The 12,751-nt window shown below is 34.9% G+C and carries 11 protein-coding genes; all 11 read right to left on the bottom strand.

Going from position 1 to position 12,751, the window contains the following annotated elements; all coding sequences use genetic code 11:
• Positions 1 to 263: type VI secretion system tube protein TssD (gene tssD / locus DRF57_RS16700; RefSeq protein WP_317126110.1), on the bottom strand; the 263-nt coding region annotated here is incomplete at its 3' end.
• 484 nt (positions 264 to 747) lie between these two features.
• Entirely contained in the window at positions 748 to 2,061 is a 1,314-nt protein-coding gene (locus DRF57_RS16695; RefSeq protein ID WP_084086637.1) for a hypothetical protein, read from the bottom strand.
• Positions 2,062 to 2,073: 12 nt separating this feature from the next.
• Positions 2,074 to 2,463 (bottom strand): hypothetical protein, encoded by a 390-nt coding sequence (locus tag DRF57_RS16690; protein ID WP_123863338.1) that lies wholly within the window; start codon positions 2,461 to 2,463, stop codon positions 2,074 to 2,076.
• 155 nt (positions 2,464 to 2,618) lie between these two features.
• Positions 2,619 to 3,671 carry a LysM peptidoglycan-binding domain-containing protein gene (locus tag DRF57_RS16685; RefSeq protein WP_157969907.1) on the bottom strand — a complete coding sequence of 351 codons (1,053 nt, stop codon included), beginning with the start codon at positions 3,669 to 3,671 and terminating at the stop codon, positions 2,619 to 2,621.
• 4 nt (positions 3,672 to 3,675) lie between these two features.
• Entirely contained in the window at positions 3,676 to 5,841 is a 2,166-nt protein-coding gene (locus DRF57_RS16680; protein ID WP_052188783.1) for a type VI secretion system Vgr family protein, read from the bottom strand.
• Positions 5,842 to 6,049: 208 nt separating this feature from the next.
• The gene (gene tssD, locus DRF57_RS16675) at positions 6,050 to 6,463 is read right to left on the bottom strand and encodes a type VI secretion system tube protein TssD (RefSeq protein WP_084086641.1); all 414 of its coding nucleotides are present in this window, start codon (positions 6,461 to 6,463) and stop codon (positions 6,050 to 6,052) included.
• 489 nt (positions 6,464 to 6,952) lie between these two features.
• Complete coding sequence (locus DRF57_RS16670; protein ID WP_052188759.1) at positions 6,953 to 7,819, bottom strand: lytic transglycosylase domain-containing protein; 867 nt, start codon at positions 7,817 to 7,819, stop codon at positions 6,953 to 6,955.
• Between the two features lie 75 nt (positions 7,820 to 7,894).
• Complete coding sequence (locus DRF57_RS16665) at positions 7,895 to 10,390, bottom strand: ATP-dependent Clp protease ATP-binding subunit (RefSeq protein WP_047494598.1); 2,496 nt, start codon at positions 10,388 to 10,390, stop codon at positions 7,895 to 7,897.
• Positions 10,391 to 10,621: 231 nt separating this feature from the next.
• Complete coding sequence (locus tag DRF57_RS16660; RefSeq protein WP_115919716.1) at positions 10,622 to 11,293, bottom strand: hypothetical protein; 672 nt, start codon at positions 11,291 to 11,293, stop codon at positions 10,622 to 10,624.
• 213 nt (positions 11,294 to 11,506) lie between these two features.
• The gene (locus DRF57_RS16655; protein WP_123863337.1) at positions 11,507 to 12,127 is read right to left on the bottom strand and encodes a hypothetical protein; all 621 of its coding nucleotides are present in this window, start codon (positions 12,125 to 12,127) and stop codon (positions 11,507 to 11,509) included.
• Between the two features lie 53 nt (positions 12,128 to 12,180).
• Positions 12,181 to 12,738: a hypothetical protein gene (locus DRF57_RS16650; RefSeq protein ID WP_084086644.1), complete on the bottom strand. Its 558-nt coding sequence runs from the start codon at positions 12,736 to 12,738 to the stop codon at positions 12,181 to 12,183.
• Positions 12,739 to 12,751: the final 13 nt, after the last annotated feature.

Below are 12,751 nucleotides of genomic sequence, written 5' to 3'. Positions count from 1 at the left end.
AAAGTAATCAATGTTCCTTCTTCGTGAGATTTGTTGAATGTAATTTCTCCTTTAGTTGGCTTGTACTTTCCGTTCAATAAACTTTCAAGGATATCAGACTTTTCAGTAGCCTCTACTGTAACTTTGATTAAGGCATTAGAAGGATCTGATGCTACACGTCCAGATACATCGGTAGATCTTGATACGCTGTAGTTCATTTTTAATAGTTTTTGTCCTTCGCCTCCGTTGAATTTTAAGATTCCTCTTGAATTTCTTTCTGCCATGATTTGTAAATTTTAATCGTTAGTAATAAATTGTTATTCAATAATTATATAACAAAGATAAAGCCCCTGGTTTTGAAAAAAAAGCTTTTGATAAGAAATCTGAAATTTTGTAGTAGTTCTACGATTTCATGTCGTAATTCTACGACAATAGAGTTAAGCGACATCACAATCGCTTATTAATAAATAATTTAACTGTAATTTAAAAACAGCAATAAAATATCCATTAATACACTTTTATGGGAAATATTTTAATATAAAGACTCAATTATTACGATTTAAACATCATTCTGATTGAAGTCCTTTTTGTACATATTGGGATATAGATAAGATCTGAGAAAGCCCCTATCAAATGACAAAATATTTTCAAATGCGCATCTTTTCTTTCCTAGTTGCCATTGTAAAATCCGAAAAGTGACATGTCTACAGAATTATAGAGGTGAATAGATTTTTTATAAGTATTGGGGAAAATCTACATGCTTTATAGTTATCCATAATTAGCTACAATATTAATCCCGTTACCGGCATCTTCAGCCATAGCGTTGGCTAAAGCTTTTCTGGAATCTTCTGAAAAGCCTGTGGCAATAAACGGGAAGAAGAACCCAATAAACCCACCTCCTTTTACGCCAAGCTTCCCTATGTTCTTAATGTTTTGAAGTTTTAAAGCCGGTAATTCTTTCGCTAAATTGGGTAGGTTTCGGGGACGTACTCTTCCTAATCCATCTTTTGCTGTCTGTACAAGTGATTCAGAATATTTTCCGTTTCGAATGTTCTCCACGATTGCTTTTCCTTCCGGTGTTTTCCATACTTCACGAGAGTTTATCCCTTCCAGTGCTGATAAATCCTTGGATAAAGCTGTTCCTTGTTTTATTTCTATAAGATTCTTCTGCCAATCCTGAACGTACCACTTTCCATTAAAAAATATAGGTGTCTTTCCATCTCTGCTCGCCAGTCCTCCTTTTTCATTAAGTTCCAAAATATCCGGGCTGGCAAGATCAGAAGGTGTTATCCCCACTAAACTCTCTGGCACATCTTTTACGTATCCCGGTATTCTACTGTTTTCATCAACTTCATTATTCATATCCTGGTAATGGGTATTATCTTGTAATGAGCCACCTCTAATCCATTCCCTTTCCCAATAGGTACCTTCATTCATAGCCACCATCGTTCCTCCCATCCATAGTAAAGTTTTTGCTATTCCCATTTCTGCTCCGGCAATAACAATTCCGGCTCCTCCAAAGAAGGAAGCAAAAGCATTCAATCCTATTTCTTTATTATTATTGGATTTAATTTGCTCAGCATATTTTTTTGCTATTGCATAACTAAAAATTGGACTTAAAAGTCCTCCTGCATCACATACCAATATAGAATTTTGAGTAATGGCTTTTTGCTTGTCAAATGTTACTTTTTCATGTTCGATTTTCCAAGTTCCTTTCTCCAGAGATCCAGTACATAAGTGATTTATTTTTGTACCATGATAAATAGCTGCTCCTGCACACAAGAGCACCCCTGCTCCTACTGCCAATGCTGCCCACCCAATAGGTCCTGATAATACTAAAAGAGCACCCACAATAAGTCCTGCACCAAAACAAATAAACCCCCACATTGCATTTTTAGGGCTTTTACAGGGAAATTCCTTATCTCTTATATTTTTATCTGCAACGGTAAGCAATGGCCTTGTTGTATCCGTTCCATAAAATACAGTTGGAGCATTTCTTGTATCAATAAATTGTCTGGGCTCTGCATCTGTTTGAAATGTACAAACAGCATAAACATCTTTAGGTATATATGAAGCACTCATAATTTTATATTTTTATTTTGTGGAATACCAATAAATATTTTGAAATTTTTCTTTTTTTATTTTTGAAAAATGCAATTCTTTTTGTGCATGCTTTAAAAATTTCTTTAAACTTTCTCCTTTTTCTGTTTCATATTTGTTTTTATATTCAACATCATTAAGATAAATTTTAGAATCATTCATCAAACAAAATTTGAAATATATCTTGGAATTTTGTAGCGAAGGTGCTTTGCTCTCATAATCATAGGCATAAAATCCTGTAATATCAGACTTAAAATATTTTTCGATTGGTTGCTTTCCTTTTTGTATAAAAAGATAGTTATCATCAAACCAAATTTTAACCTGAACTGAAAAAGCCTTTAAAATTAAATAGCAACTTCCAAAATAGAAAAGTGTAAAAAACATTACAAAAGACAGCCTGAACATCCCTTTAAATAACAGATAATATAAAGCTCCATAGAAAATCATACATGGGATAATCACAAGTAGTGTCTTTGCTATATGGTATGGCAAAACATTTTTAAATATAAAACCTCGGTTCTCAATCATAATAAAGATTTCTAATAATCAATTTGCTTTAAATCAAATTGTGTAATAAATTGATAATTATTTTTCACTTCTTCTTTCATCAGTGCAGAAGCATTTACAATGGTTCCCGTTTTTTTATCTACCATTCTTCTGATCCGATAATCATAATTATATTCTGTAAAACCATATTCTATAACAGGTTTATAGAATTTGTCATATTGATTTTCTAAAACAGAATTATCAATTTTATGTTTTAAAAGGGTCCCTACTGTTCTATATTCTACAAAATAATCATCTTCTTTTATAATACTGTGCTGCAGTTCCAGTTCAATCGGAATATTAACAAATATCTGGGAGATAAATTTTAAAATATCATTTTTTTCTCTCTTTTTATGGGCATCATAATCATTAAACAATACATGATATAAGAGTGACTTGTCATAGGTCTTTCTAAGATTGATCTCATTTTCAAACTCTAATCCGCCCCCTTTAATGATATCTTCTGCTGCTTTTGAATTGATATTTTCCACCTGTCTGTAAAATTCTGAAGCGGCCAATTTGGGTTTAAAACTTTCCCATTTTTCTTTAATCTCAGAAAAATTAACTACTTCCTTGATCGTATTATCGTTATTTAAATCCAGTACAACATTTTCTTTATCAAACTCAAGTTCCTTTACTGCCTCGATAGCCAGAGCCATATTTTCAGGATTTATTTTATACAGGTATTCTTTAAGTTTTACCTTAGCCCTTGTGTGGGCTGCATTTTTTTCAACAGTATATTCTTTCTTCGTATTACAATGAAATGATATTCTATCTTCTAATTTTGTAGTATTAAACTGCTCGCATCTATACCTAGCTTTTAAAGGGAAGTTTTTATCTTCTATAATTTTACTTATTTCTTCCTTAGTTTTTTTTTCCAGAAGCAAACTCTGCAGATGAATCGGCAGTTTTTCTCCAATGATAAAATTTGTTGTTCCACAATATAAATTATGGAAATTAATAAGTTCTTGAATAGATATACCTTGCTTATCTGCAATAGATTCTAAGGTATCCCCTTTTTTAATATCGTATTTTATAAACTCCATCCTATTAATTAATATCAACCTGACCTCCGGTAATCTTCGTATTTCCTTTAAAATTAGCCGTAGCATTTCCAGCTTTGATATCTACTTCGCTACTGGTAATCGAGATTTTAGTTCCTGTAATGACGATCTCACTGCTTCCTACTTTGAGGGTTATTTTATCAATTCCGGTGAGATCGATCACTCCGGCATTATCCATTGTAAAAACACTTTTTCCTTTTCCTACTTCTACTTTATGGGTGTTCCCTACATCTGCGATATGATCACAACCTACTTCCAGCTTTTTATTATTGCCAATTTTATCTGTTTTATTATTACCAACAGTCTTAGTACTATCATTATTAGCATTATGTACTACATTACCGGCTCCGTCAAAAAACATATTGGCTCCACCCTGATCTTTTAGGTTCATTGATCCGGCTCCATTGTCGTACTTCAGTTCAGCTCCACTTCTTCCGCTAAAGCTCATTACATTATTTCCTGCTCCACCACCTGCTCCGATACCTCCATGAAACATTCCTCCCATAACGAATGGACGGTCAGGGTGCTGATGTACAAAATTGATGATCACCTGGTCTCCCACTTCAGGAATTGACATGAAGCCCCGGTTTTTATTTACCTTATCACTGCTTCCGGCATCCGGAGACATGACACGGATAAATTCTGTAGTATCAGGACCATTCTGCCAGTCAAACTGTACCTTAACCCGTCCCTGGTTTAAAGGGTCTGCATTGGAAGTTACTTTTGCAAACTGGGCTTCGGCCCTTGGAGCTTCAAATTCCGGACGGGGAATAAATCCTGTATCAGCAGCAATGGCCTCAAATTTACCGTCATAATACCCCCTTGCATCTACTTCATGAGTAACTTCAAGGATCATTAATTTGGTAAAGTAGGACGTTTCATTGCTTCCGGATTTACGCATTTCAATATCTGCGGGACATCCCGGATACAAGAACGGAACTGTTGTGGTTCCTGAAGTAATGAAAACTTCAGAAGCCTTACTTCCTGCCGTTCCTTTCTGAGAAGCATCAATATCCATAAAAGATGTGGCCTTTATAGGAGCTACTCTCAAAGAGGGTGTTGTAAATGTTTTTTCTGATATTTCGTAAGCACGCCGTGCAATATCTGAAGTATGGTTTATTTTTGAATTTCCGGTAATTAGTTTTTCATTTTTGCTGCTGTTGTACCCATAAAATGTTGGGTTGACATGCTGTGCTTTCATTTTGATAGCGATATCACTTACACTGCTGCCATAAGTAAGTTTTACGGGTTTTTCCTGTGGTGGAAGTTTTCCAAAATGCAGAACTTCACCATCATAATAAAACTGTTCGCCATAAGCTTCAGCCATTCTGGCAAGATAATTATAATGGGTCTCTTCATACTGAGAGCTATAGGAAACGTTTCCATGCTGGGCATCTACCCGAAAATCGAATTTATTCTGTCCCAGCCCTTCTCTGATCACCTGGTCTGCAATACTGTTCAGGCTGACTGGCTGGCCCCCTCCAAAACTCTGGATGTGAGGTGCAGCATCTAAGAGAACTGTAGGACTATATCCTTTAAGAACAATATTTCCCAGACTTCCTTTTTCCTGGCTGAAGCCTACCTCTGTAATCACTCCTACAAAGTTACGTTCAGCTCCTTTTTCAATATCCTTATATTTGAAGACTACTGTAATTCTTTTTCCCAGAAAATTCTGAGCTTCTTCTAAATTGTGGTTCTCCGCATTTCCAAGGGTGTCATGAGCCAGTGTTAAACTGAATTCATGATGTTTAGCGGCACTTTGAACCAGCTTGAAATGCTTAAAATGTTTGATCATCTGACCTTCAATAACCACATCCAGCTTTACCACACGGTTTATACCGGAGACAAAGCTTTCAGCAATAGCCAGAGCGTTATGTATTTTTGAAGTGGGTTGTTTTGCCCATACTTTATTTTCAATGACGGAAGGTTTATTAGAAACCAGAGCCTGATTCATAAACATATCTGCGCCCTGTACAGCGCTTAAGCTTTGCTGTCCTGCTCTTGCTGCTTTCTTTACTTTTTCACCCGCTTTTTTTAATTTTCCCTCTGCCTGTTGGGTAGTTTTTTCCTTTACTGTGTTTTTCAACTTATCGACATCTGCTTTTTTAGCATTTTGCCCCTCTAGTTTAATTGATTGATCATCCTGAAACATAGTGTCTTGTGTTTTAATTAAAAAATTATTGAATAAACTACTGCTGTACAGAACATGGAATCAAAAATAGCAGAGCAAATTATACTCTTTCCGAAAAAAATGATTCCTGATGTCCTTCTTAGTCCTTATAATGGAAAAACAGAACAGCATACCCTCACGAGCGCGCTGTCCTGTACCAATTTTATTTTTACTAAGATGATGAATCGGCTTATTTACCCGATGAAGGCCACAGTCCTGCGTACTGAGAAGTACCGTAGTCGATTGTTTCAGCGCTGATCACGAAACTGATCAACATACTGTTGCTGTCTACTGCATCGAAGTCTACTTCGTGCTGAATTACATATCCGTTTTCCCAGTTTAAAGTAATCAATGTTCCTTCTTCGTGAGATTTGTTGAATGTAATTTCTCCTTTAGTTGGCTTGTACTTTCCGTTCAATAAACTTTCAAGGATATCAGACTTTTCAGTAGCCTCTACTGTAACTTTGATTAAGGCATTAGAAGGATCTGATGCTACACGTCCAGATACATCGGTAGATCTTGATACGCTGTAGTTCATTTTTAATAATTTTTGTCCTTCGCCTCCGTTGAATTTTAAGATTCCTCTTGAATTTCTTTCTGCCATGATTTGTAAATTTTAATCGTTAATAATATTTTGTGATTCGGTGATTGTATAGCAAATATAGAGGGTCTTTTTTTCTAAAAAAAACTTTTGAATATAAATTTGAAAAATTGTAGTAGTTCTACGATTTTATGTCGTAATTCTACGACAATAGAATTAAAAACAAAACTTAAAACACTATTAAACAACATATTACAACTGAATCAAAACTATATCAAAAAATAAAACTTTACACTCTAAAGAGAAATACTAAACTTTTTTAGTATAGATTAAGATGCTTTTAACAGATGTAAAGCTCCAGTACAATATTTGAAAAACAATATCAAAATAAACTCTTCACAATACTCTCCAGTCAGACCATTTTCCTATAGAATCTTTTACAATAAAAAATACAAAGACAGAAGTTCTGTCTTTGTATTTTATTGAGTTTATTAGTTTCATAAAGAATCCTTTTGGAGCTCTTTATGATCTAAAAAAATATAGGTATCATTATTATGGCAGCTGAGCCGCTCCCTCTTTTATGGACCTGGAAAGTATTTTATTCTTTTTCAGCAGAAAATCGGGCATAAGATCTGTGGGAAGGTAGAAAGTGCTTTCTCCCTTTTTCTGCAGTTCTTCCACTATCCCCGGATTCCAGGCAAGGATTTTATCTACTTCCACATCCAGTTCATCTGCAACAACCTTTAAATTAAAACCGGCATTGATGTCTGTTTCTGAAAGAGCTTCATTTGTTACATTTCTGCCACCCTCTTCAAAAAAAACTTTATTAATTCTCGAAGTATTATAATTACTGAGGACACTCTGAAGTTCTCCTGTTGCATAACAGGCATTCAGGTATTTTTTCACATGGTTGATTGTTTCTTCGGGAAGGTATTTTGAAAATTCGTGATATTGTGAAGAACCTGCAGCCTGCATTGCTTTTGCTATATTTCCTTCCCCGCAATTATAAGCTGCAACCACTGTTACCCAGTTGTTATACTTTTTATAAAGGTTTCCTAATGATATTACAGCTGTTTTTGTACTTTTATATACATCCGTACGGTTCTGCTCTGTAAGCCCGTACTGATTGGCATGTGCCGTCATTAGCTGCCAGATTCCTACGGCCCCGGCACCCGATGTAATATTTCTGTTAAAATGGGACTCAATCAGGGCCAGGTTTCTCAAATGTTTGGGAAGCCCTTTCTGAAGGAGTAGCTGCTCAATAAATTCCACAAGATCTTTATTGGAATTTATGATTCCTTTGTATTTTTTCACGCTGCTTTCCGAGGTATCAGAAGCAGTTAAAAATTGTCCGTTTACAAATATACCGGTACCTACCAGCATTACACCTGTAAAGATATTTCTGACAATAGTTTTCATTTTAAATATGTTTATAAAGCTAAAAACAAAAAAGGCTAAAGAACCAACTGGGCAATTAGCCTTTTTACTTTATTATTAGTCTACTTTCCAGTTCAGTTTATCTTCTTCTGTATTCCAATCCACATGGATGGTCTGACCGGATTTTACTTCTTCTCTTACAATCATTTTGGAGATAGGTCTGGCCAATTGGGCACGGATAACCCCTGAGATCTGTCTTGCACCATATTTACTGCTGAACCCTCCCAATGCAAGATTTTTCACGGCTTCATCACTAATCTTCAAGGCCATTCCTAATCGGGTCAATGAAGCATGAAGTGATTTCAACTGGATATTGAAAATTCTTTCTGCAATAGATTCTGTAATCGGTGCAAAAGGAATGATCTCGGTAATTCTTGCTAAAAATTCAGGTCTGAATCTTCCTGAATTAGACATGATCTGCATCAGTGAAGATGATTCCGGAATTTTCCCTTCTTCAAACTGTTTTACAATTTCTTCACTTCCGATATTGGAAGTAAAAAGGATCAGTGCATTGCTGAAATCTCCTTCTTTTCCTAGTTTATCATGCACTTTCCCTTCATCCATAATCTGTAGAAATACATCAAAAACAGAATGGTGTGCTTTTTCAATCTCATCAAATAAAACAACGGTATACGGCTGCTGTCTTATTTTGTTAACCAGCATACCTCCTTCTTCATATCCTACATATCCCGGAGGCGCTCCATATAATAATGCAGCAGAATGTTCTTCTTTAAACTCTGACATATCAAAACGTACCATGGCTTTCTCATCGTTGAAAAGCAATTCCGCCATTGATTTTGCAAGCTCTGTTTTACCTGTTCCTGTAGGTCCTAAAAGGAAAAATGAACCAATGGGCTGCCCCGGTTTATTCAATCCGCTTCGGTTTTCAACAATAGCATCGGAAAGGATTTTCAAAGCATGATCCTGCCCTACCACTCTGTTAAGTAGAAGGGATTCCATGTTCAGAAGTTTTTCTTTTTCCTGAGCCTGAATTTTACCGATTGGGATATTGGTTTTAGCAGCCATAACAGCAGCCAATTCTAATCTTCCCACTTTTTCTCTTTTCTTAGCGGCATGCTGAAGAAGCTCTGCGTAAGTATCATCAATAATTTTATGAATCTGCTCTACCGGCATTGAATTGTCAATAGCCGGTTGTTCGCTCAGTGATCCCCATAAAATAGGGCTTATTTTATCACGCAACAGATTGTAAGTCCAGATCAATTCGTCAGCCTGATCTTTATTGTCTGTATATTCTTCTTTTAAAATCTCTTCATAGCTTGCTTTCCAGCTTTCGAGTTCTTTTTCTGAAAGTTCATCAAGCATTTTGATAGCAGCCATTGTTCTGTCTAATAAATCGATGGCTGCATCCGGTAATTTTTTACCTTTTGCATATCTTTTAGCCAGACGTACACATTCAGGGATAGCTGTTTTTTCTACCTCAATCCCATGGTGCTTTTTATAGCCATCAAGCAGTACATCGATCATTTTCACGCAAGTCTGCTCATCCGGCTCATTAACGGTTAGCACTTCAAAACGACGGTTGAAAGCCTGTTCCGGTTCTATAATTTTTCTATATTCTTCCTGGGTAGTAGCTCCTATTACTGTAATTTCACCACGTGCCAATTCCGGTTTCAGAAGGTTGGCTACATTTCCTATACTGCCTTTCGGATCTAAAAGGGTATGAATTTCATCAATGAAAAGGATGGCTTTTTCAATTTTCTTGCATTCATTGATTATTTTTTTCAGGCGGTCTTCTATTTCTCCTTTATAAGAAGTTCCGGCCAGTAAAGCTCCGGTGTCCAGTTCCAAAAGGGTTCCATTTTTAAGCATTTCAGGAACATTCCCTTTGGTGATTTCAATAGCAAAACCTTCTACTAAAGCTGTTTTTCCAACTCCCGGTTCGCCAATAATGATGACATTCGGTTTACTTCTGCGGCAAAGAATCTCTACCAGCATTCTAAGTTCTTTATCTCTTCCGATTATATTTTCAAGATCTCCGTTTCTGGCCTGAGCCGTTCTGTCTACACAATAGCTTTTAATAGATGGAAATGAAGAGTCTGAAAAGTCTGAACCGTTTGAAAATAAGGAAGCAAAATCTCCATTTTCAGATACGGTGAATGGGGTATCTTTTCTATACAGGTTGAAGATCTCATGTTCTCTCAACGGAAGTGATTTCAGTTGCTGAAGAGTAAATACAACCTGTGGTTTTACGATAGCGGTAAGGATACAAATGGGTGTGATCTCATCCAAACCTAATTTTAAACGGATATCATCTGCTTCTTCCACAAGGGTATCAATGGCATCATCCTGAGCCACTTCGTCAGGAAGATGAGCTGTCTTAGGATATTCTTCAATGCGGACATCTGCCCATTCATAAAAATAGCCCGGATCTTTATCTATGCTTTTCAAAAATTCATTAAGTCCGATATCTTTGTGCATTAAAGCCTGTAGAATATGAGGTCCACCATAAGTAGCATTATAATTTTCCTTCGCTATCGACTGAGCAATATGAAATAGCTGTTTTACTGTTTCGTTGGTTACTAGTACTCCCATTTATAATTTTTCTTATATTAATATTTGCGCTCTGTTTTGTGAGACTTAAGTTCTCATGGCGGAGAATCAGAAGCCGTGATTTTTTATCTGCCTAAAATTAAATATTTTATTCTAAACGAGATAAAGATAGTTAATTCTTCAATTAGAGAAGTAACCATGGTGTTTTTTTAATTTTCAGCACTGGCATATATTGTCACATGTTACCCTTTTTTGATATATGATTACAATATTCTATATTTTTAGAAAATAAAGTAAAATTAAACTTACCCACTGCAGACCGATAAAGATATAGAACAACATAGCGGAAGGCTCTGCCAATTCCTGAAGTTTTTCAATAAGTGCCACTTTAATGATCTCGGAAAAATCTGCATTATCCGCTGATAGGTTCAGTTCGTCGAATTTTATTTTATCCAAAGCATAGCTTACAACACGTTTTACTATTTTATTTTCTGAGCTGTTTTTAAATTCATTCAACAGTTTGACTTTTGCAATGGCAAAATCTGAACCGGTCCGGATAACAGTAGGCTGCTTTGCCTTACATATCCCAATCACCTTTTCAATAAAAGGAACTACAATGGTCTTGGAATGATCCTGTAATAGTTTACTGATCACAACAGACATCGCATATTTTGTGGCAAACATAACAGTAAAGAAAGGGGCTATGATGATCAGCAGATAGAAAATACCCGCAGAAACCGGTTTTGCCGTAACGGTAGCCACTAAAAATGCGAGTCCACCACTGTGTCCTAATGACGAACCTAAACTGTCTGCTAAAATATAAATTCCCAGTACAAGGGTAATAATGGTGGAAAAAACTCCTATTGCGTAAATCTGCAGGACACTGAAAATAAATGCTGCAGATAGTTTTGAAAAGTATTTTAAATGGGTAGTAATGGTACTCATTGGCAAATTTTGTTTAATTGGTTTTATGGTTTTGTTTTTGGCAATATAGTGTAAAATAAACAAAGAGCTATAGAATAAATATTGGCTATGTAACCCTTTGATTCCGCTCTTCATATCAAATGGTATGGAGATTTTCCTTTTCATCACTGGAATCGTCGATATGGATTCTTCTCCTACGTTTATCTTAATTAAAAATTCTTTGTTGAGATAAGATTAATTGTTAATAAACTTCGATTCTTTTCTCGAAATTTCTTTACCGGAAATACCATCTAAAATAATATTTTCAACTAAACTTGGCTTTTTAAGCCATTCTATCTCCCAAATAGGTTTTTCATTTTCTATTCTTCGGGTAATGGTGGTATGAAAACCTGTACTTTGTAATACAGGACCTTTGGTTAAAGGGATTCCTTCTTTCTCACAGAATTTTAAGATATCTTCAAATGAAAATTTGTAAGGTTTGTCATAATCTACTTCCTTGATTAAATTTCCCTTTTCATCAAATTCATACCAAGTACCCTTAAGAAAAGTACTCCAGGGCAAATTAAGAGTTATACCTTTAGTCTGTATGATATTATTTAAATAATATACTTTTACAATCTTGAATAACGAATTATTAGGTGTGAATTTATAGCTAATATTGTTTTTATTTTTCATTATTTCAATAAAACCAGAATCTGTTTTTTTATTTACATTTTCTAATTTATCTATATCAGGAAACTTATTTGCATTGAAAGTTTCACTATGATTATCTATTAAAGGCAACATACTTTTTTTATTTTGTGATTTACAAGAAAAGATCATTACTAAGCTTAGAAAAAACATTATTTTTTTCATAAAACTCTGTTTTATATTATTATCGGTTATTCCTGTTCCTGTAAAAACAAACATTAATTGTTAATAAACTTCGATTCTTTTCTCGAAATTTCTTTGCCGGAAATACCATCTAAAATAATATTTTCAACTAAACTTGGCTTTTTAAGCCATTCTATCTCCCAAATAGGTTTTTCATTTTCCATTCTTCGGGTAATGATGGTATGAAAACCTGTGCTTTGCAATACCGGGCCTTTCGTTACCGGAATCCCCTCTTTTTCACAGAATCTTAAGATATCTTCAAAAGTAAATTGATAAGGTTTATCATAATCTATTTCCTTTATTAAATTTCCTTTTTCATCAAATTCATACCAAGTACCTTTTTGAAAACCTCCCCACACATTAAACTTCAGCCCTTTTTTTCTTATATTATCAGAGGGATAAAAATCTTTAAAAATCATAAAATATGATTTTGGAGGTGATTCATAATAGGCAGATCCTGACTTTATTTTAATCCTTTCTATAATTGTCCCATCATTTAGTTTTTCATAAACAGAACTTGATTTGTTCTGATGGAGTTCATTATATCTGATATTATCAAATTTTTCAAAATTATTATCAATTAAAGGCAACATATTTTTTGTATTT

Source organism: Chryseobacterium rhizosphaerae, from assembly GCF_003385455.1.
Taxonomy (GTDB): Bacteria; Bacteroidota; Bacteroidia; order Flavobacteriales; family Weeksellaceae; genus Chryseobacterium; species Chryseobacterium rhizosphaerae.
Note: the sequence above shows the minus strand (reverse complement) of the source record. Positions and strands in the feature narration are given on the sequence as shown.

Coding starts and splice junctions, on each gene's coding strand:
- DRF57_RS16695 (WP_084086637.1), bottom strand. CDS start 2,061: ATGAGTGCTTCATATATACCTAAAGATGTTTATGCTGTTTGTACATTT.
- DRF57_RS16690 (WP_123863338.1), bottom strand. CDS start 2,463: ATGTTTTTTACACTTTTCTATTTTGGAAGTTGCTATTTAATTTTAAAG.
- DRF57_RS16685 (WP_157969907.1), bottom strand. CDS start 3,671: ATGGAGTTTATAAAATACGATATTAAAAAAGGGGATACCTTAGAATCT.
- DRF57_RS16680 (WP_052188783.1), bottom strand. CDS start 5,841: ATGTTTCAGGATGATCAATCAATTAAACTAGAGGGGCAAAATGCTAAA.
- tssD (WP_084086641.1), bottom strand. CDS start 6,463: ATGGCAGAAAGAAATTCAAGAGGAATCTTAAAATTCAACGGAGGCGAA.
- DRF57_RS16670 (WP_052188759.1), bottom strand. CDS start 7,819: ATGAAAACTATTGTCAGAAATATCTTTACAGGTGTAATGCTGGTAGGT.
- DRF57_RS16665 (WP_047494598.1), bottom strand. CDS start 10,390: ATGGGAGTACTAGTAACCAACGAAACAGTAAAACAGCTATTTCATATT.
- DRF57_RS16660 (WP_115919716.1), bottom strand. CDS start 11,293: ATGAGTACCATTACTACCCATTTAAAATACTTTTCAAAACTATCTGCA.
- DRF57_RS16655 (WP_123863337.1), bottom strand. CDS start 12,127: ATGAAAAAAATAATGTTTTTTCTAAGCTTAGTAATGATCTTTTCTTGT.
- DRF57_RS16650 (WP_084086644.1), bottom strand. CDS start 12,738: ATGTTGCCTTTAATTGATAATAATTTTGAAAAATTTGATAATATCAGA.